Annotated in this window: 17 protein-coding genes; 7 read left to right on the top strand and 10 right to left on the bottom strand. The window is 69.7% G+C overall.

The genetic code is table 11. The features are described from left to right. The first annotated feature begins 56 nt into the window (after nucleotides 1-56). Nucleotides 57-1,127, top strand: coding sequence for an alpha/beta hydrolase (locus tag IG62_RS0127055; protein ID WP_420711112.1), 1,071 nt, complete (start codon nucleotides 57-59; stop codon nucleotides 1,125-1,127). A gap of 243 nt (nucleotides 1,128-1,370) precedes the next feature. Here IG62_RS0127055 and IG62_RS0127060 read toward each other — a convergent pair whose 3' ends face one another. Further along, nucleotides 1,371-1,868, bottom strand: a complete 498-nt coding sequence (locus IG62_RS0127060) for a DUF1772 domain-containing protein (protein ID WP_030808584.1) — start codon at nucleotides 1,866-1,868, stop codon at nucleotides 1,371-1,373. A 406-nt stretch (nucleotides 1,869-2,274) separates the two neighbouring features. Between IG62_RS0127060 and IG62_RS0127065 the strand changes: the two genes are divergently transcribed. Beyond that, nucleotides 2,275-3,069 carry a phytanoyl-CoA dioxygenase family protein gene (locus tag IG62_RS0127065; RefSeq protein WP_030808587.1) on the top strand — a complete coding sequence of 265 codons (795 nt, stop codon included), beginning with the start codon at nucleotides 2,275-2,277 and terminating at the stop codon, nucleotides 3,067-3,069. Nucleotides 3,070-3,123: 54 nt separating this feature from the next. Here IG62_RS0127065 and IG62_RS0127070 read toward each other — a convergent pair whose 3' ends face one another. Continuing rightward, a complete protein-coding gene (locus IG62_RS0127070; protein ID WP_030808590.1) occupies nucleotides 3,124-3,960 on the bottom strand; it encodes an RNA methyltransferase in 837 nt (278 codons plus the stop codon). A 309-nt stretch (nucleotides 3,961-4,269) separates the two neighbouring features. Here IG62_RS0127070 and IG62_RS0127075 point away from each other — a divergent pair, with 309 nt between their 5' ends. Both IG62_RS0127075 and IG62_RS0127080 read left to right on the top strand, forming a co-directional pair. Continuing rightward, the gene (locus tag IG62_RS0127075; RefSeq protein WP_030808593.1) at nucleotides 4,270-4,698 is read left to right on the top strand and encodes a VOC family protein; all 429 of its coding nucleotides are present in this window, start codon (nucleotides 4,270-4,272) and stop codon (nucleotides 4,696-4,698) included. Between the two features lie 249 nt (nucleotides 4,699-4,947). Then, entirely contained in the window at nucleotides 4,948-5,226 is a 279-nt protein-coding gene (locus IG62_RS0127080) for a hypothetical protein (RefSeq protein WP_158795124.1), read from the top strand. 157 nt (nucleotides 5,227-5,383) lie between these two features. Here IG62_RS0127080 and IG62_RS0127085 read toward each other — a convergent pair whose 3' ends face one another. From IG62_RS0127085 to IG62_RS0127095, 3 genes are all read right to left on the bottom strand, one after another. After that, complete coding sequence (locus IG62_RS0127085) at nucleotides 5,384-7,243, bottom strand: alpha-keto acid decarboxylase family protein (protein ID WP_030808599.1); 1,860 nt, start codon at nucleotides 7,241-7,243, stop codon at nucleotides 5,384-5,386. Then, nucleotides 7,240-9,345, bottom strand: a complete 2,106-nt coding sequence (locus tag IG62_RS0127090; RefSeq protein WP_078872265.1) for a flavin monoamine oxidase family protein — start codon at nucleotides 9,343-9,345, stop codon at nucleotides 7,240-7,242. Before IG62_RS0127090 ends, IG62_RS0127085 begins: the two co-directional genes overlap by 4 nt. A gap of 695 nt (nucleotides 9,346-10,040) precedes the next feature. Further along, nucleotides 10,041-10,607 carry a rhodanese-like domain-containing protein gene (locus tag IG62_RS0127095; RefSeq protein ID WP_030808605.1) on the bottom strand — a complete coding sequence of 189 codons (567 nt, stop codon included), beginning with the start codon at nucleotides 10,605-10,607 and terminating at the stop codon, nucleotides 10,041-10,043. A 78-nt stretch (nucleotides 10,608-10,685) separates the two neighbouring features. On the opposite strand from IG62_RS0127095, the gene IG62_RS0127100 reads away from it, so the two are divergent. Then, a complete protein-coding gene (locus tag IG62_RS0127100) occupies nucleotides 10,686-10,967 on the top strand; it encodes a metal-sensitive transcriptional regulator (RefSeq protein ID WP_030808607.1) in 282 nt (93 codons plus the stop codon). A 65-nt stretch (nucleotides 10,968-11,032) separates the two neighbouring features. On the opposite strand, the gene IG62_RS0127105 is transcribed toward IG62_RS0127100, so the two are convergent. Genes IG62_RS0127105 through IG62_RS0127115 form a run of 3 tightly spaced genes read right to left on the bottom strand, consistent with a single transcriptional unit; the run spans nucleotide 11,033 to nucleotide 13,600 of the window. After that, nucleotides 11,033-11,827: a sulfite exporter TauE/SafE family protein gene (locus tag IG62_RS0127105; RefSeq protein WP_030808610.1), complete on the bottom strand. Its 795-nt coding sequence runs from the start codon at nucleotides 11,825-11,827 to the stop codon at nucleotides 11,033-11,035. After that, entirely contained in the window at nucleotides 11,824-12,186 is a 363-nt protein-coding gene (locus IG62_RS0127110) for a rhodanese-like domain-containing protein (protein WP_030808613.1), read from the bottom strand. Before IG62_RS0127110 ends, IG62_RS0127105 begins: the two co-directional genes overlap by 4 nt. A 37-nt stretch (nucleotides 12,187-12,223) precedes the next feature. Next, nucleotides 12,224-13,600 carry an MBL fold metallo-hydrolase gene (locus IG62_RS0127115; protein WP_030808616.1) on the bottom strand — a complete coding sequence of 459 codons (1,377 nt, stop codon included), beginning with the start codon at nucleotides 13,598-13,600 and terminating at the stop codon, nucleotides 12,224-12,226. 356 nt (nucleotides 13,601-13,956) lie between these two features. On the opposite strand from IG62_RS0127115, the gene IG62_RS0127120 reads away from it, so the two are divergent. Both IG62_RS0127120 and IG62_RS0127125 read left to right on the top strand, forming a co-directional pair. Continuing rightward, nucleotides 13,957-15,213 (top strand): SLC13 family permease, encoded by a 1,257-nt coding sequence (locus IG62_RS0127120; RefSeq protein ID WP_030808618.1) that lies wholly within the window; start codon nucleotides 13,957-13,959, stop codon nucleotides 15,211-15,213. Nucleotides 15,214-15,218: 5 nt separating this feature from the next. Continuing rightward, a complete protein-coding gene (locus IG62_RS0127125) occupies nucleotides 15,219-15,695 on the top strand; it encodes a universal stress protein (RefSeq protein ID WP_030808621.1) in 477 nt (158 codons plus the stop codon). A gap of 73 nt (nucleotides 15,696-15,768) precedes the next feature. On the opposite strand, the gene IG62_RS0127130 is transcribed toward IG62_RS0127125, so the two are convergent. After that, on the bottom strand, nucleotides 15,769-16,722 hold the full coding sequence (locus tag IG62_RS0127130; RefSeq protein WP_030808624.1) for an SDR family NAD(P)-dependent oxidoreductase: 954 nt from the start codon (nucleotides 16,720-16,722) through the stop codon (nucleotides 15,769-15,771). A gap of 269 nt (nucleotides 16,723-16,991) precedes the next feature. After that, nucleotides 16,992-19,520 carry an ABC transporter permease gene (locus IG62_RS0127135; RefSeq protein ID WP_030808627.1) on the bottom strand — a complete coding sequence of 843 codons (2,529 nt, stop codon included), beginning with the start codon at nucleotides 19,518-19,520 and terminating at the stop codon, nucleotides 16,992-16,994. Nucleotides 19,521-19,601 lie beyond the last annotated feature (81 nt).

The raw sequence follows: 19,601 nt of genomic DNA on the forward strand, positions 1-19,601 counted from the left end.
CCCGCCGGAACAGCACCCACAACTCGTCCGGCACCAACCGCTCAACCAGATCCGCCATGCGCAGCTCAACGAGCGATCACGCCATCAGAAACGGCGTCTTAGCGTCGCTGTGGCGGCTGGATGTGCCCAGGCGTCGTGCCGCCGCCCTCGACGAAAGGAGCCGGGTCGTGGTGGAGCACGTCCTCGAACCGGAGGCGCAGGAACTCGCGGATGCGAGCGCCACGCCGCCCTTCCTCTACGAGCTCGGTCCGGAAGGCGCCCGCAAGGTACTCGATGACATCCAGGCCGCTCCCGTCGAGAAGGTCGAAATCGGCGAGGACCGGTGGATCACGGTTCCGGCCCGGGTGGGAGACGTGCGCGTCCGGCTCGTCAAGCCGGTGGGCACCAGCGGGCCCCTGCCGGTGATCCTGTACATCCACGGTGGTGGATGGATCCTCGGCAACGCCGGCACACATGACAGGCTCATCCGAGAGCTGGCCGACGGCGCCCGGGCGGCCGTCGCGTTCGTCGAGTACGACCGCTCGCCGGAGGCGCAGTACCCCGTGGCCATCGAGCAGGCCTATGCGACCGCGCAGTGGATCACCAAGAACGCGACGAGCGAGGGTCTCGACGCCAAGCGGATGGCCGTTGCGGGCGACTCGGTCGGCGGCAACATGAGCGCGGCGGTCACGCTCATGGCCAAGCAGCGCGGGGACGTGCGCTTTGTGCACCAATCGCTTTACTACCCGGTGACCGATGCCGGTCAGGACACCGACAGCTACCGGGAGTTCGCTGACGGACCGTTCCTCACGGCCCGGGCGATGGCCTGGTTCTGGGACGCGTACATCCCGCCGACCTCCCCGGCGAAACGAGCCGAGATCACGGCATCGCCGCTACGCGCCACCCTTGACGACCTCGCAGGGCTGCCTCCAGCCTTCGTGATCGTCGATGAGAACGACGTATTGCGCGACGAGGGCGAGGCCTACGCCGCCAAGCTCACTCAGGCAGGCGTCCCGACCACAAGTGTGCGCTACAACGGCATCCTCCACGATTTCATGATGCTCAATGCCGTCCGCTCCACCAGGGCATCAACCGCCGCCATCGAACAGGCCGTTCACGTCCTGCGGAAGGCACTCGGCACCCTCTGAATCAGGGGTTGACGTGGGGGACAGTGCATCACTCCATGCAATCTGCCAGAGAATCTCTGAACAGGGTAACCAGTGTCCTGAGTCGTTAATTCGTTGGCAGTATGCGGTGAGGATCTCTCACGCGAGCGTTGACTGTTTCGGGTCGTGCTGCATTCGGCGCTACCTCCTGCGCAGCCACTATCATTCTGTCGTTCCGCGGAAGCCTCAGCCGTGCGCTTCTCCGACTGTCACACGTGGCTGACACTAGGGCCGGTCCGCCCGTTCAGGCACCGGGTGGACGGCCGCTCGCAGTCCGCTGACGGCGAGGACGATGAGGAGAACAAAGGCTGCGATGGCGGTGAGGGTGCGTATGTCGTTGAACAGTTCCCAGCGCCGCAGGATCTCCGCGTGATCGGCCGGGGCCGCGGTGAGCGCCCACTGCTTGATCCGTCCGTTGATGGGCACGTTGCCGAACCGGGTTGTCAGGAAGGACGCGAGGGCCAGTAGACCTGCCGCCCCCGCGAGCAGCCGGGCGCGGCCCGCTGTCAGGACGGCGAGGGTCAGGCAACTCAGGATCGACGCACCCATCGCCGCCTGCATGGTGATGCCGTTCATCTTCATCAGTTCGGCGTGGAATGACAGCCGCATCTCCAGCGGTACGGCGTTGAAGGTGGGCACGAGATTGGCTGCGCCATACCCGAACGCGCCGGCGAGGAGGCCGGTGCACAGCAGGGCGATTCCGTGGACGAGTTTGAGGCGCATGTTCGTTGGCTCCGGTGCATGGGATGGGGGCGGATGAGCTGCCCGTGGGGTCGGCTCTGATAGGCGATGAGCCGGGAGCCGAGGCTGGTTCCAAGGGTGGCCGGGTCTCCGCCAGAAGTCCAAAATCCTTCACTTCTGGCATCCAGAACCATCGCTTCTGAACCATCGCTTCTGAACCATCGGCAGCTGCGGTAATTCCCCACTGTGGACCAGCTCTTCCCCGTCGGTCCGCCGTGCCGTGCCGGTGCACTGCCGCTGACCTGCCGCTGAACACCTGCGGACTTGGTGCCCTTCTTGAAGGAAGCGCCACCGCGCCGACAGTGCGGGTTCCTGTGGGCTGCGCCGTCCGTGGCCCGAGCGCCGTAATCCCTTTGAGGACGTACTGACTTCGCTTGAGAATTCCCTCATGCAGAATGTTCTGACATCTGACCAGGTAGAGCGCTTTGTCACCGATGGCTTTGTCCATCTTGAAGGTGCTTTTCCGCGGTCGCTGGCCGACGAGTGCCGCGCTTTCCTGTGGCGCGAGACCGGATGCAACCCGGACGATCCCGCCACCTGGACCCGGCCCGTGGTCAGGCTGTCGGGTTACGGGGACGAGCCGTTCCGCCGGGCCGCCACCACACCGCGTCTGCACGGTGCCTTCGACCAACTGGTCGGCCCGGGGCGATGGCTGCCACGCACCGGGCTCGGCACCTTCCCCATCCGGTTCCCGCACCCGGACGACTCGGGCGACACCGGGTGGCACATGGACGCCAGCTACGTGCCTGTGGGGGAGAGCGGCTACTGGCTCAACCTCCGCTCCCGCGAGCGGGCGTTGCTGATGCTCTTCCTGTTCTCCGACGTCGACGCCGATCACGGGCCGACCCGGATCAAGGTCGGTTCGCACCTGGACGTCCCGCACTTCCTCGCCCCGGCGGGTGAGCGCGGCCTCGGCTTCATGGAACTCTGCAGGACCATGAACGCAGCGGGCAGGCTCGACGCCCCCGACCGCCCAATGGCGCTCGCCACCGGGCAGGCCGGTGACGTCTATCTGTGTCACCCGTTCCTGATCCATGCCGCCCAGCCCAACTGCGGCACCCGGCCCAGGTTCATGGCGCAGCCTCCCCTGGTGGCGGCCGCTCCGCTCGACCTCGACCGCGCCGACGGCGCCTACTCGCCGCTGGAGCGCGCGGTGCGGCTCGGCCTGGGCCGGTCCGGCTGAGGGCACCCGGGGCCAGTCCGGTCGGGCGCCCGCGCCGGGCGTTGACGTACGGCGTCAGGCCGGACGCTTCCTCGCGGCGATCCGCTGCCGGGAAGCCTCGTACAGCACGGCGGTTGCGGCGTTCGCGGCGTTCAGTGAGCTCGCCGAGCCGGTCATCGGAATGCTGACCGTGTGGTCGCACAGATCCCGCCAGGCGCTGCTCAGTCCGGACGTCTCGTTGCCGATCAGAAGCAACGCCGGCTGGGTGAAGTCGAAGTCGAAGACATCACAGTCCCCCTTCTCGTCGGTGCCGACCAGGACGATCGACTGCCCTCCGGCCCGCTGCGCCTCGACCCACGCCATCACATCGTTGGGCCTTGGGACGCGTACCGCAGGCAAGGCGAACAGGGAACCGGTGCTCGCCCGCACCGACTTGGGGTCGTACACGTCGGCCGCGTGTCCCGACACGATGAGCCCGTGCGCCCCGAAGGCGTCCGCTGACCGGATGATGCTGCCGATGTTCCCAGGGCTGGTCGGCCGGTCGAACAGGACACCGAGGAAGTTGTCGCCGGCGCTGAACCGGCCGAAGTCGTCGGCCGGCATCTCGATGACGGCGACGAGCTCCGGGGCGTGCTCGTTCTTCTCCCCGAGGTCCGCCAGCATGTCCGGCGCCATGGCGATCCGCTCGGCGTCGACTGTCCGCAGCAGGTCCTCCGCCCACTGCGACAGCGCCCGGTTGCCGTCGTATAGCAGCGCCTTGACGGGCCAGCCGTACCGGACTGCCATCGAGATGGGACGAACACCCTGCACCAGGAACTCGCGTACTCGCGTTCGCTTGTTGCGGTTGTTCAGCAGCGACTCCCACTGCTGAAAGCGGGCGTTGCGTGAGGTGATGCGCTGAACCGGCGGCACATGTTCTCCAAGCTGAGCCAGTAATGATGCTGTGTTCAGGCCAGCCTAAGAGGGTTTACGGAGGTGTCGGACATAGCCGCGGCTCTTGGCGCGGATCGTGCGGGGTCTGGGAGGGGATGAGGTGTGGCGCCGGACCGCGCCTCCCCCGGGCGGTCGCCCGATGACGGACTGCTTGCGGTGAGGCGGGATTGCCCGGTTGGACAGGGGACGTTGTGCCGCACCAGCAGCGGCTACGCAAGGATCACCCTGGTCAAGTTGCAGGCGCCCACCGGGAGATGAGCAACAGACCGCCCCTGCTATCGTGCGCCGATGTCATCGATCAAGCAGTTCCAAGTCACCTTCGACTGCGCAGAACCTGAGCGTGTCGCTCGCTTTTGGTGCGAGGTGTTGGGGTACGTCGTATCGCCGCCTCCGAAGGGGTTCGCCACTTGGGACGATTTCGACCGCTCGCGGCCGCCTGAGGATCGGGGTTCATGGTTCGCCTGCAGTGACCCCTCGGGTGTGGGGCCGCGACTGTTCTTTCAGCGCGTTCCCGAAGGCAAGGTCGTCAAGAATCGGGTACATCTTTGCGTGCGGGTCGGCACCGGACTCGTGGGTGAAGAGCGCCTGGCCGCGCTCGAAGCCGAATGCGAGCGACTGGTCCCGCTCGGCGCGGTACGCGTGCGACTCCTGTATGACGGCAACGATTCGTGCATCGTGATGCAGGACATCGAGGGCAACGAGTTCTGCCTCGACTGAGCATCTCTGAGACGGCGAGGTGGGGAGCCGAGCCGTCTCCATGGGGCCTCATGAAGGCCGCCGGAGGAACAGGGAGCCGCCCTCGGTTGCCGGCACCGTGAGAGCCAGAAGGTTACGGTCGTGGTAGCGGGGTGCTCGCCCCAACCGGCCGACAGACCCAGGCGCTTGCGCTTCAACTCTTTTAAGGGAAAACGAGGTGGCGAGATGTGGTCAGGCCGACACGACGATTACTTCGAACAGACCGCACGGATGATTGCCGAGCAGTTACAGCGGAATCACTCCAGAGAGCGCGCCCGGGCCGTCAAATTCAGCAGAGCGCAAGTGGAACAGAGCCGCAAGATCGCGCACGACGTCCACGCCGTGGAACTGGAGCGTCTTGCGACCCTCGGGCAGATCCCGCAGGCCGAATACAAGGCCCGCATCGCCGCTTTGGAAGACGACGCCGACGAAGGCACCCGACATGGCAATCAGTACCAGGGGTGGCCGGGGCGGTGGACCGGCCCGAGTGGCAACGAGCCGGTGACGTGACGCGTTTGCGTGGTGAACCCAGCCAGAGGGTCCGTGCGCTCGCGTTGCGGGTCGGTAGCCGACTGGGCCGTCAGACATCGGGCGGGGACCACTCCACCGGCTCCACCGGCTCCACCGGCTCGACCGGTGCCACCGGTATGGTCCCCGCCGCCGGTCCTCAGTCGGGGCACTTCTCCTTGATCTTGTATGTCATGGCCTTGGGGTAGTCATGGCGGGCGAGCCTGATCTGGGCCAGGGTCGGTCCGGTGTTGAGGGTGTCCTCCGGGTTGGTGATGCGGTCCAACAGGGTTGCCAGCTGGCCGTGGTTGTGGATCTGCTCGCCGGTCATCGGGGTCTTCTCGGATCCGAACACCTCGGCCAGGCGGTCGTAGTTCCAGGGGTGGAGGACGTTGTAGAAGTCGGCGCCGTCGGACGTCCGGCCCTTGTAATAGCAGGGGTTGACCAGCATCTGCTCGATGCCGTAGAAGCCTTCGTTGTCCAGCACGAAGATCACGGGATTGAGCAACTGGCGGACGTGGGTGGAGAGTTCCTGGCAGGTCTCCTGGAACGATCCGTCGCCGACGAACACCAGTGGGCGCTTGTTCCGCCGCTTCCTGGCGAGGGCGATGCCGGTGGTGGCACCGACCGAGTAGCCGATGGACAGCCAGCTGTTCTGTGCGATGTACGAGGCACGTTCGGGCATGCGCAGGTTCATCGAGCCGATCAGGGCGAACGCGGCGTCCGAGATCACGGTGTACGGGGTGGTGGCGCCGGTGCCCGAGCCCGTGGTCTGCTCCTGGAGGAACGCGCTGATGTGCTCGAAGAAGCTGTCGTAGGTCACCGGCAGGTCCGCCGGCTGGTCCGAGGAGCTGAGGCCGGACAGGTAGGCGTCCGTGCTCGCGGGTACGGCCAGGCCCTGGTCATGGGCGAGCGCGAAGGCGTCGGCGGCCAGACCGCGGTGGCCGAAGCGTTCCCTCAGGGCCTTCTCCAGCTCCTCGATGAAGTGCGGGAGCTGGACGCTGGGGAAGTACCTGGCGCCGACGCTGACGCCGTCGCGTACGGCAACCGCCCAGTCGTCGCCGAGCGCCTGCTCGCCGCCGAGGTTCTTCGACGTCGACCAGGTGCCCAGGCCGATTCGGCAGCCGTGTGCCTTGAAGGTCTCGCGCACCTTGGGATCGCTGGCCTTGCCGTTGTAGACGCCGGAGAAGCCCGGGGTGTTCTCGGAGACGACGGACTTGGCGCCGATGGTGGTGCAGAACGGGATCCCGGTGTTCTCCACCAGGGAGGTGAATTTTCCTTCCAGCCGCTGCCGTTCGATCTCCTCACCGGCCCACAGGATGGGGTTGCGGTGGCGGTCGATCAGTTCCACGGTGGCCTTGACCGCGGCCCGGCACATCTCGTCGTTGCGGGTGGTGGACGGCCGCACCCGGGGTTCGATCGTGCCCGTTGGTTCGGGACAGGGCGCTTTCCAGACATCGTCCATGATCTCCAGGTAGACCGGCCGGCGCTCGGACAGGCACGCGGTGAGCGCGGTGTCGATCTGGACGGGAGCCAGCGCGGCGTTGGAGATCACCTGGGCGTCGACGGTGACCTGGCGGTAGACGTCCAGGTTGCTCTCGCGGCGCTGGCTCATGTGGGAGGTGAGCAGGCCGATCGCCTGGTAGTTGAGCCACTGCTCGTAGGACGGGGCCGCGTTGATGGCGACCAGCGGTACCTCTTCGACGTAGGCGCCGCCGATGGGGTTGAGGAGGTTGAAGGAGCCCACGCTGTAGGTGACGGCGACCGCGCCGATGGCCACCTCGCCCTTGTCCGGGTCCGCGTCGGCGGCTTTGGCCCGGGCGTAGGCGTCGGCGGCGAAGCCGGCTCCCACCTCGGTGGGGGTGCCGACCCACCGCACGTCGGTGGTTTCCTGCATGATCGACAGGAAGGGCCCCAGATGGTCGCCGGGCACCCCGAACAGGTGGGTGACGCCGAGCTGTTGGAGGCGGGTGGCGAGGTAGCGGCCCACGTTCCATGCGCCGGTGTGGGTGGTCGTCATGACGTCAGAGCCTCCTGCGGACGGGCGGCTGTTGCGGGTTCCATGGCGGCGAGGTCGGCCGGCCGCGGCGTCTCGTGGACCGCGATGGCGGCGGCCACGGCGGTCTCCACCGCGCCCTCGATCCAGGCGTGCTTGAGGGAGATGTGCTCGCCGGCGAAGTGGATCGGGCCCTCCGGCAGCATGGCGTCCAGATGGAAGCTGGTCATCTGGTGCGGGGTGTAGACGGCCGCCTCGCCGAAGGCGTATGGATCGCGCAGCCAGCTCTGGGTCCGGCCGTGGAAGGTGTAGAACGCCTCGATGCGACGGCCGTGGAGGGTCTGGAGGTTGCGCAGGGCGTAGATGTAGCGCTCGTCGTCGTCCATGGAGTCCCAGCGCGCCGCGTCGTCCGACCAGCTGTAACTGGCCAGGACCACGCCGCCGTCGCTGCCCGGGACGGGATGGGAGGGGTAGTACATGAAGCGGTTGGGGTTGTCGGTGGTGGAGCCGCCACCGAAGACATGGCTGGCTTCCCGGACCGGTGCCTGCTGGAGCGACCAGTTGCGGTAGTGCTTCAGCTGTGCCTCACTGACCTCGGTGTCCGCCACCCCGCTGAGGAGGCCGAGCGGCCCGTGCGGGGCGTTGCGCAGGTGCTCCGGCATGGCCCGTGCGGCCTCGGCCTCGTCCTCGCCCATCTGCTGGTACCACCGGTACAGGTCTTCGCCGAGCTCCCGTTTCCAGTCCTCCTCGGTGAACTCCCACCAGCGGCGGGAGAATTCGAGCAGCACCTTGGTGGCCTGGTCGTAGTGGGTCTCGATGATGGCGCGGCGCTTCTTGTACGAGAACGGCGGGTTCACGCGGGTGAACCGGAGGCTGGAGAAGGGCACGGTGACGATGGCCAGGTCGCCTTCCCAGATCCTCGGCGGGGCCTGGGGGTCCTGCTCGCTCACCGTTTCGATCTCCACCCGGTGCCCGGCCGACCGGGTGACCCGGCTGGTGGCGCCGTCGCTCCAGGGGTCCAGGTATTCCAGGCGGGTCATCCGCTGGCCCATCTGGATGTTGTCCTTGAGGCCGTCCGCGAGCCGGTAGGGGAGTTTCCAGCTGCCGCCGTCGATCTCCCAGTAGGTGGCGTTGGGGTTGATGTCGCTGCGTCCCAGGAAGGTGTGGAAGAAGGCCAGGTGGAGGCGGGAGGTCATGTTCTCGATGGTGCCGATGGCCTCGATCGCCTCGTCGCTGAAGCCCGCGTACTCCCGGAGGAAGCGGCCCATCGAGTAGCCGTCGAAGTCCCGGATGACCCTGGCCCAGCCGTCCAGCCACTCCTCGAACGGTTTGTTCTCGCGCTCGCCGTTGGACTTGAGCACGGAGTAGTAGTCCCGGACCGGGTCCAGGGCCTGGTTGACCAGTTGGGACACCTGCGTGCACGCCTCGCTGCCGGAGAGGTTGAAGCCCTCGTTGACGGGACGCGGATTGAGGGCGTAGTCCCTCCTGCGTGCCTGGACGCGGTTGGTGCGGATCCAGGTGCGGTTGGCCTTGGTCGGGGCCTTGAATTCGGGGCTCTCGCTCCCGTACTGCCACTTCTCGTTGTTCTTGAAGGAGCGGTAGACAACCGGGGGGACGGGTACGTGCTCGTTGCCGGTGCCCGGTTCGATGTCGACGTTGTAGAACAGCCTTCGGGTCAGGCCGAGTTTGTCGATAAGGGCCAGGGTGAGCGGGTGGAAGTCCGGAATCCGCATCGCCCCGGCCTCGGCGTACTGCTTCTCGTCCCAGAACGCGGGATTCTTCGGGTCCTCGGTACGGAAGGTCTTCAGCCTGCCACCCACCCGGTTGGCGTTGGCTTCCAGGATGGTCACCTCGTGGCCGGCGTTCTTCAGCAGGTGACCGGCGACCAGACCGGCGATGCCGGCGCCGACGATCAGGACGCGCTTGCGCTCGGCGGCGGTGGTCGGGGGCAGACCGTTGTCGATCAGCGTCTTGAGGTAGCGCAGTTTGAGGTCTTCGTCGTTCGGGCCGATCAGCAGCAGGGCACGGGCGAGCTGCCGGTGGAGTTCCGAGGGAGGTTCGGGTTCGGGACCGTGGCCGTTGCTGGATGGGGGGACGGTGGGGAGGGTGAGGGGGCTGTTGTCCATGCGTCGCTTCCTATGTCAGAGGTGGGGGAATGCCGGACGAACCGCAGGGAGGGGCCCGTCAGTGCCTGGGCAGGGATCGCCCGTGGCGAGGAGGCGGGGCGTGAGGGCGAAGGGGTGAAGGCGTAGGCCATGCCCTGGGTGGTGACGAACCGCGGCGTGTTCGTGAGGCCGTCCTTCGGGCCGCGGTCGACGTCGCTCCGGCTCCCGCCCTCCGGGCCGGTGCCCTTGACGGTGCGGTCGGGTGCGGTCGGGTCGCCGGGAACGCATCCCTTGGCGTGGGACCAGCCGGCCTGGACGAACTCGAACTGTCCGTCCATGGCGGGCGCCGACTCAGGGCGCACCCTGGGGGTGGTCATGCTGGAACTCCTCGTGGACGGGACACCGGGTGGATCACGGCGGAGGGCGTGGCGCTACAGAACGTAGCCAGGGGAAGGCGGGTATACCCAGGCGTGCATACCCGTTTCGAATATTCCGGTCATACCGGAAACTCACAAACGGCCGTGCGCCAGTCGAGGGGTCGCGGCGCTCGCTCGGGCCGCCCGCTCCGACCCGGCGGCCGAAGAAAGCCGCCGTCAGTCCCAGTGTGACCGCGCCTCCGGTCAGTTGGGCGGCGCGGAACGGCGCGACGGACCCGGGGGCGATTCCGGCGAAGGTGTCCGTGAAGGCCCGCAGCGGTTCCTCGTGGGCCCGGTGTGTCAGCCGGTCAGGGCGGCGAGGGTGGCCTCAAGGTCGGTGGTCCTGGGCCGGTTGTGGGGGAGTTTGGCGAGGATCTTGGCCAGGCCGCAGGTGTTGGTGAGGGCAGAGAAGACCAGGCCGCCGGCTACGCCCGCGGACAGCAGTCGGGCCCGGGGCCGGCGCCGTGCGGCGAGCAGCCCGGTCAGTACGAGGGTGCCGGCGGCGAGGCGGACCTGGCGGTCCATGGCCCAGGGGGTGCGGGTGCCGGCGGGGCGGTGGGTGTCGTGGCCGAGCTGTGTCCAGGCGGTGGTGCCGCCGGTGAGTGTGGCGGCGCTGATGTCGTGTTCGGACAGGCGCATGCAGGCGGTGGCGGAGCGGGTGCCGGAGGCGCAGACGACGAGAAGGGCGCCGCGGTCGGCGGCCGTCTTCAAGGCGGGCAGGGCCTGGTCGAGGTGGTCGAGGGGGAGGTTGTGGGCGCCGGGCAGGTGGCCGGAGGCGTACTCGCCGGGGGTGCGCACGTCGATGACGGTCAGCTCGTGCAGGCGAGCCCTGGCCTGGTCGGCGGTGAGGGCGGTGGGGCGTGCCACGGGGATTTTCCTTCGCTGGGTTCGGCGTTGCCCCTTGGCTAGGATACCCAAGGGGGTATCCGCGAAGGAGTGTGGGTTGTGGAACTGGCGATGGCGGCTGAGGAACTGAAGACGGTGGTCAACCGGCTGCGCAGGGCGCAGGGGCAGATCGCCGGTGTGATCAGGATGATCGAGGAGGGGCGGGACTGCGAGGAGGTGGTCACGCAGCTCGCGGCGGCCTCCCGGGCTCTGGACAAAGCGGGTTTCGCGATCATCGCCACCGGTCTGCAGCACTGCCTGACCGATGCGGACATGGCCGCCTCGGGGGACCGGGAGCAGATGCGTGCCCGGCTGGAGAAGCTGTTCCTTTCACTGGCTTGAGCACACGCCACTGGCTTGAGCACACGGCGGCTTGTACACGCGCCGGGCGCTGCGGCGCGCGACGGTCAGGTGAGGGCGTCGACGAGCATGAGGGCGGCCACGGCCAGCAGCACGACGGCGAAGGTCCGCTGCAGCAGGGTGCCGGTGACTTTGGTGGCCAGGCGTTTGCCGTCCCAGGCGCCCAGGATCGCGGCGCCGGCGAAGGGGCCGATCACCGACCAGTTGACGCCGGCGGTGGTGGCGCCGCGGGTGGCCAGGGAGGCGAGTGAGTTCGCCGAGATGACCAGCAGGCTGGTGCCGACGGCGGCTTGCATCTCGAAGGCGAGCACGGTGACCAGAGCTGGGACGGCGAGGAAGCCCCCGCCGACCCCGAGCAGTCCGGTCAGCGCCCCCAGCCCTGCACCGGTCCCGGCAGCCTTGGCCGGCCGCACCGCCGGCGGCTCTCCGGAGCTCATCTGTCCGGAGCTCGCCTGGCCGGTGCTCGCCTGGCCGGTGCTCGCCTGGCCGGTGCGCAGCATTTTGACGGCGGCGAGTGCGGCGATGGCGGCGAACGTGGCGGTCAGGACCGGCTGGGGCAGTCGGGAGGCGGCCGCCCCGGCCGCGGCGGCGGGCAGGAGTCCGGCCGTGGCGAAGAGGGTGCCGGCCTTCCAGCGCACGTTGCCGGTGCGGGCGTGGGCATACAGGGCGGTGAGCGAGGTGGCGGTGACGATGATCAGGCTGGCGGTGGTGGCGGCCGCCGGGGTGAAGCCGAGCAGGTAGATCAGCGCGGGCACCGCCAGTCCACTGCCGCCCCCGCCGAGCGCGCCGAGCGCGAGCCCGACCACGCCTCCGGCGGCCAGGGCCAGGATCAGCGCGCTCACGCTATGACACCGCTGCCGCCGCTCCGGTCGGTGACCGGCAGGCCCGCTCGGGCCCAGGCGGTCATGCCGCCGACGACATCCGCCGCCGGAACGCCGCGGCCGGCCAGCAGCTCGGCGGCCTGCCGGAAGCGGTGCCCGGTGCGGCAGACGGCCACCACCGGTGTGCCCCGCGCGGCGGCCGGGAGAGCAGCGCCGGCCATCAGGCGGGAAAGCGGCAGGTGCAGTGCGCCCGGCGCGTGACCGGCGTTCCACTCCGGCGTTTCCCGGACGTCGACGAGGACGGCCTGGCCGTCGGTGGCCTGCTGGTGGGCCTGCGCGGGGGAGAGGCGGCCGGGGCCACGGCGAAGAAGCGAGAACATGAGGCGATCTTTCGGTGTTCGTGGTGCGGTACAGCGATCACTCGGTGCTGTCGGGACGGGTGAGGGTGAGACCAGCGTCGGCGGCGGCCTCGAAGGCGTCGTCGACGGCGACCACCTCGCGCCCGGCGGCGTGCAGCAGGGATGCGGCGATCGCCGCGCGCATCCCGCCGGCGCAGTGCACCCAGACCACACCGTTCGGCACCTCGCCGAGGCGGCCGGGCAGCTCGTGGATCGGGAGGTGCACCGAGCCGTCGATGAACCCGTCCGCACGCTCGGCATCCCGGCGCACGTCCAGCACCACCACCTGCTCGCCGCGCTCGCGTACCGTCGCCAGGTCGGCGAAGCGGGCGCGGGGGAACGAGGCCGGCTGCTCGCCCTCACGGACCCATGCGTGCGGGTCGCCGGTGGCGGCGGCGGCAGGGCGGTCGATGCCCACCCGGGCCAGCTCACGCTGTGCGGCGGCGATCTGTTCGGGCGTCTCGGCCAGCAGGGTGACCGGCTTGCCCCACGGGATCAGCCAGGCCAGGTAGGTGGCGAGCTTGCCCGCGCCCTCGAAGTTGAACGATCCGGCCACGTGCCCCTCGGCGAAGGCGACGCGGTTGCGCAGGTCCACCACCCACTCCCCGGCCGCCAGCCGCTCGGCGATCTCCTCGGCGTTCGCCGGCCGCGGCGGGGTCAGGTCGATGGGAACGGGACCGGCGGCGTTGGCCGGGCCCATGTGCGCGTAGTAGGCGGGCACATCGTCCAGTCCGGCGAGCAGCTCGGCGACGAAGGTGTCCACGTCCTTGGTCAGCGCGTTGTTGGTCTTGCGCTCCTTGCCGATCGTGCTCGTGTCGCCCTCCGCCTGGGAGGAGGAGCAGAAGCTGCCGAACCCGTGGGTGGGCAGCACCGGAACGCCGTCGTCCAGCTCGTCGGCCAGGCGATGGGCGGAGGCGTGCTGAGCACGGGCCAACTGCTCGGTGAGCCGCGGCTCCACCAGGTCCGGCCGCCCGACGGTGCCGATCAGCAGCGATCCGCCGGTGAACGCCGCCACCGCCTCGCCTTCCTCTTCCGCGACGTAGGAGGTGTGGTGCGGGGTGTGACCGGGCGTGGCCACGGCACGCAGCACCAAGCCCTCGTCCACCGTCAACGTGTCACCATCGGCGACCGGAGTACGGCTGAAGGCGACCGACGCCCCGGCCGGCACCAGATAGCGGGCACCGGTGACGCGGGCCAGCTCCAGACCGCCGCTTATGTAGTCGTTGTGCACGTGGGTCTCGACCACACAGGCGATGCGAACCCCGCGGCGGGCCGCCGCGGCGATGACCTGCTCGATGTCCCGGGGCGGGTCCACCGCCACCGCGGCACCACGCCCGCCGGCCAGGTAGCTGCGGTTGCCCAGGCCCTCGAATTCCAAGGTGTCGACGAAGAACACGACTGCGACTCCTCACTGAAGCGGTGTACCCCCGGGGTATCTGCATGCACTCTAACAGGGGTACCCCCGGGGGTATTCCTGAAGATGCAATACCTGCTCTCCGAGCGTCGCCTCCGGGTACCCGGAGGGATAGTGCGGAATCAGTTGTTCCGCCCCGTCCCGGAGTTTTCGTGCCCTACGAACACCACGCCGCCCTCGTCATTCGCTGATCCGGCACGAAGACCAACCTGGGGCCCCACCACGCCTTCCGTGTCCCAGCAGTTGCTGTGCCGGAGGCTGGTGGAAATGAAGCAGCCTGCCCGACTCCCGACAGATGAACGTGCGGCCGCCGCATCGTGCCGGGAGAAGATCTGACGGTGAACTCATCTGTGGCGGAGGCTGTCTCCGTCTTCCTGCTCCTGGCGGTGCTGGCGTGCGCGGTCATCCGACCGTTCGGGTGGCCGGAGGCGGTCGTGGCCGTCCCGGCCGCGGGCGTGGTGATCGCGACCGGGGCGATCTCGTGGGGGCACGCCCGCGAGGAGGCGGAGCGGCTGGGGCCGGTGATCGGATTCCTCGCGGCGGTCCTGGTCCTTGCCCAATTGTGCGATGACGAGGGGCTGTTCCATGCGTGCGGGGTCTGGATGGCCCGGAGTGCGGCGGGTCGCCCGCACCTGCTGCTGGTGCAGGTGTTCGCGGCCGCATCGGTGATCACTGCGGTGCTCAGTCTGGACGCCACCATCGTGCTCCTCACGCCGGTGGTGTTCGCCACCGCAGCCCGGCTCGGCGCCCGGCCCAAACCGCATGTCTACGCCTGCACTCACCTGTCCAACACCGCGTCGCTGCTGTTGCCGGTCTCCAACCTGACGAACCTTCTGGCGTTCGCCGCCAGCGGGCTGAGCTTCACCCGGTTCGCCGCGCTGATGGCCTTGCCGTGGCTGGTGGCGATCGCCTGCGAGTACGTGGTCTTCCGCCGGTTCTTCGCCACCGACCTCGATGCCGGGGCTCAGGCCCCGCCGGCCGCCGAGCCGCGCGAGGTGCCGGTGTTCGCCCTGGTCACGGTGGTGTGCACGCTGGCCGGTTTCGTGCTGACCTCCGCGGTGGGGATCGATCCGGCCTGGGCGGCCTTCGCGGGTGCCGTCGTGCTCGCCGGGCGGGCCCTGGTGCAGCGCCGCACCACGCCCACGGCCGTCGTGCGCGCCGCCGCGGTACCGTTCCTCGCCTTCGTACTGGCCTTGGGCGTGGTGGTCCGTGCGGTCGTCGACAACGGGCTGGCCACCGGGCTGGGGCACCTGGTCCCCGGTGGCACGGGCCTCGCGGCTCTGCTCGGCACCGCGGCTCTGGCCGCGGTGCTGGCCAATGCCATCAACAACCTGCCCGCCGTGCTGGTGCTGCTGCCGCTGACCGCCCCGTCCGGGCCCGGCGCGGTCCTGGCGGTGCTGCTGGGCGTGAACATCGGCCCGAACCTCACCTATGCCGGATCCCTGGCCACGCTGCTGTGGCGGCGCATCGTGCACGAACACGACAGTGACGTCGCACTCGGCGAGTTCACCCGGCTCGGTGTGCTCACCGTGCCTGCCGCGCTGGTGCTGTCGGTGCTGGCACTGTGGACCTCGCTGACCCTCATCGGAGGCTGACCGCCATGAAAGTCATCGCCTGGATCACCGAAGGCACCTGGCCCGCCGGCATCGACGCCACGCGTACCCACGCCCCCGACGGTGCCGCGATCGTGCTGCTCCACGTCACTCCGGCCGACGTCCCGGGTGCGGCGCACGGCGCGTTCGCCGGTCTGCTCGGCCGCGGCCACCCCGAACGAGACCCCGGCACCAGACTGGAGCACCTGGCCGCCGCCTCCGCCGACCAACTCCTCGCTCAGGCCGAGCAGCGCCTGGGCCGCCCGTGCACCCGGGTCGAGCGCACCGGCCGCGTCGAGCGGGAGGTCGTCGCCGCGGCGGAGGGCGCGGACCTGCTCGTTCTCGCCCGCGACGGCGACCGTACGCACCTCGGGCCGCGGAGCCTGGGGCCGGCCAGCCGCTTCATCGTCGACCATGCCCCCTGCCCCGTCCTGCTGGTGTGGCCCGAGCCCGCACCGGGCATCGCCACCATGCCGCCCCCGTGAAGGCCCGGCGGGGCATCGCGAGCCGCTACGTCAAGACGCTCGAGAGCCACCTCGCCGGCCGCCACCTCCGCGCCTACCGAAAGCCGAGGTGCGGATCGGCGCCGACCAGCTCACTGCTGACGGCCCACAGGTGAGCGGCGACGGCCGGGTCGGCCATATGCGAGGGGGTGGGCTCACGCCGCGGTTTGCCCCGCAGGCCGAAGACCCTCGGCCCCCACAGCTGCCCTCCCCGCACCTCCGGGTCGAGGACGGCACGGACGACGGGCCATGCTCCGGCGTCCTTGCCCTGCACCAAGAGCGCGGAGGGCAAGGCGCGCAGCCGCTCGCCGGCGGTGGTGGTGACGCCTACCGGCGGGCGGGACGGGGTGAGCGAGTCCAGAGCGCCGCCGGGGTGGGCCACCACACTGAGCACCGTGCTGCCGACGGCACGCAGGCGGCGATCGAGTTCGAAGCCGAAGCACATCTGGGCCAGCTTCGACCGGCCGTAGGTGCGCTTGGGCCGGTAGTCCTGGGTCGACTGGAGATCGCCGAGGTCCAGTCGCTCGGACCGCGCCGCGAAGCTTCCCACCGTCACGATGCGGCCCCCCGGCGCCGCGGACAGCAGGGGGGCCAGCCACTGGGTCAGCGCGAAGTGGCCGAGGTGGTTGGTGCCGAACATCAGCTCGTGGCCGTCCTCGGTCTCTCGACGCGGCGGGTCGTCGAGCGCGACCCCGGCGTTGTGGACCACCGCGTCGAGATGATCGAGGTCCAGCCTGTCTGCGGCGGTCTTCAGGGACGACAGGTCGGCAAGGTCCATGTGAAGGTGCCGCACCTGCGCGCCGGGGACGCGCGAGCGGATCGAGGCCATGGCGGCGTCGGCCTTCGCGCGGTCCCGGCTGCCGAGTATGACGACGGCGCCGGTGGCGGCGAGCTGCTCCGCGGCAAAGTAGCCGATCCCCGCGTTACCCCCGGTGACCAGGAAGATCCTGCCCTCGGCAGACGGCAGCCGGTGAACGTCCCACGGTCGGCTCTGGGATGCGGACGACACGATGACAGGCTCCTTGCGCTCTGGGCAGCGTGCTCATGGGGAGCACCAATCCGCCCACGGTCGCAACCTCCACCGACATACCGCCGACAGATCACGCTCACCCCCCGACGGATTTCCGATGCCCTCCAGAAAACTGCACGGAGCAAGAAGGCCACTACGCCATGACCGGCGCAGAACTGAGCGGTGGCCCGGAGGCCGTGCGTCGTGGCTTCGCGATGGCTTTCAGAGGGCGTTGAGTGTCGCTCCGGATGAGCGTGGCGGGTGGGTGGTCACTGTGCTGTGGTCGCCGCGGGGATGTCGACCCGGGCGGCTCTGCGGGCCGGCCAGAGCGAGGCGAGCAGTGCGCCGGCCAGGGCGATGAGTACGCCGAGGGCGAGGCGGCCCCAGGGGAGGACCAACTCGTAGCCCACCACGCTCTCTTGGAGGGTGCGACCGAGGGCCCAGCCCAGGAAGACGCCCATGACCGTGCCGAGGGTCGCGCCAAGTGCGCCGAGGAGCAGGGCCTCCAGGCGGATCATGCGGGTCACTCCCGCGCGGTCCAGACCGAGGGCGCGCAACGTGCCGATCTCCTTGCGGCGTTCGAGGACGGACATCGCGAGGGTGTTGGCGATGCCCAGTGCGGCGATCGCCAGGGCCATGCTCAACAGGGCGTAGAAGACGTTGAGTTGCTCGCCGATGCCGCTGCTGTCCTGGGCCCGGATGCCGTCCTGGTCGAGGACGGCCAGCGCGGGGTTGTCGCCGAGGGCGTGGGTGACGGCCGCGAGCGCGGTCCGGGTGGATCCGCCGTGGGTGGCGACGAGGACCGCGTGGGTGCTCGGGGCGGAGTCGTAACGGGCGACGAGGGAGTCGGGTGCGGTGATGCTGGGCATCAGATCGCTCTGCTCGTCCGCCCGGTAGACGGCGCCGATGGTGACGCTGCCGCGCTTGTCGTTCTGCCGCTGGAGGGGGAGGGTCTGACCGACGTGCCAGCCTGCCTGCTCGGCCTTGAAGTCGGCCACGGCGATCTGGCCCTTGGCGAGGTTGTCGAGGGAACCCTCGATGACGTCGTACCGCAGCAGTTGGCCGATGCTGGTGGGGTCGACGCCGGTCAGGACGGAGGAGACACCGCCCAGGCGGTATTCGGTGGACTGGTTGAGCGGGCTGTAGGTGGCGCCGGGCAGCTTCTTCAGGGGCTCGGTGGTGACGGCGGTCATCTGCTGGCCACCCGCGGGCTTGACCACGTAGTCGGCGCTGAGGTCGTGGGTGGTCGCGCGCTCGAGGTACTGGGAGGCGGAGGCCCCCAGGACGGACAGGCCCGAGGCGAGGGTGAGGGCGATGGCGAGCGCGGTGGCCGTGGCGCCGGTGCGACGCGGGTCGCGCACGGTGTTGCGGGCGGCGAGGTCACCGTGGACCGGGGCCAGGCGGGTCAGCAGCGGCTTGAACAGGGTGACGACCGGCCGGGAGAGCAACGGGATGAGGCCGATCACCCCCGTCAGCGTGAGGGCCGCGCCGATGCCGATGACGGTCCGGGCGTCCTTGGCCGTGGTGAGGGCGCCGTACACCACGGTGGCGGTGCCGGTGACCGCGAGTGCGGCGCTCAGGCCGGTGCGCAGCGAGCCGGCGCGCGCGGGCGCTGTCTGCTCGGCCGTGCTGAGTGCGGCGACGGGCGGGATGGCCATCGCCCGGCGGATCGGCAGCCACGCGGCGACCATGGGCAGGAGGGTGCCGACAAGGAGGGCGGTGATCACGGTGCCCGGCGTGAGAACCAGCGGGGCAGCCGGGGTGTCGGCCGGGGCGAAGAGCGCCTGGAGCAGCCCGGCGCCCCCGGTGCCGACGGCGAGACCGGCCACCGAGGCGATCGCGCCGACGAGCAGGGACTCGGCGAGGAGGATGCGGCGCACCTGCTTGCGTGTGGCGCCGACGGCCCGCATCAGGGCCAGCTCCCGGGTGCGCCGGGCGACCAGCATGGTGAAGGTGTTGGAGATGAGGAAGGTGGCGACGAACAGGGCGACCGCGGCGAAGCCCACCAGGATCTGGCTCATGGTGTCGCTGTCGTGGGTGGCGAGGTTCGCCTTGATCTGAGCGAGCCCGGCGCCGGTCACCGCGCTGGTGCCCTTGGGCAGCACGGATTCGACGCGGCCGAGGAGCCGGGTGACGTCGGTGCCGGGTGTGGCCGTGAGCTCGACGTGCTGGAAGTGGCCTGCCTGGAGGAAGAGTTCCTGTGCGGTCGCCCTGGTGAAGAGCGTCAGGCTTCCTCCGGAGGGAAGCTTGGTCCCGTCGGTGCGGAAGATGCCGTTGAGGGTGTAGGAGGCGGCACCCTTGTTCGTGCCGACGCGCACGGTGTCACCGACGTGGTATCCGCCCTTCGCGGCGGTGGTCCCGTCGAGGGCGATCGTGTCCTTGCCGGTCGGGCCGGAACCCTCGGTGAAGCGGTAGGCGGGGTCCTTGCCGTCCGCTGCCGGGGCGAAGTTGCCGCCCTGGGAGGACGTGCCGTCACCGATCAGCTTGCCGTCACGGTCGGCGACGGCGGCGAAGCCGTCGAACCGGCCCGCGGCGGCGGCGACGCCGGGAAGCTTGGCAAGGGTGCGCACGGTGCGGGCATCGATACCGGCCGGCCCGCCGTCTCGGGGGCCGTCGGGGGCGACATCGACGGCGATGCGCTCATAGCCGGAGGTCGCCTCGGCGGTGGCGGCCCGGTGGAGACTGTCGCCGTAGACGAGGCTGCCGGTGATGAAGGTGACGCCGAGCATGACCGCGAACGCGGTCATCAGTAGGCGGGCCTTGTACGCGAACACGTTGCGCAGGGCGGTACGGAACATGGGATGCGGATCCTGTGAGGCGGGCTCGGCGGATGCGAGCGGGGGGTGAGTGGGTCGGTGAGTGGGCGCCGGGGGCGGGTG

This window comes from Streptomyces sp. NRRL S-337, assembly GCF_000720175.1.
In the GTDB taxonomy this organism is placed as follows: Bacteria; Actinomycetota; Actinomycetes; order Streptomycetales; family Streptomycetaceae; genus Streptomyces; species Streptomyces siderophoricus.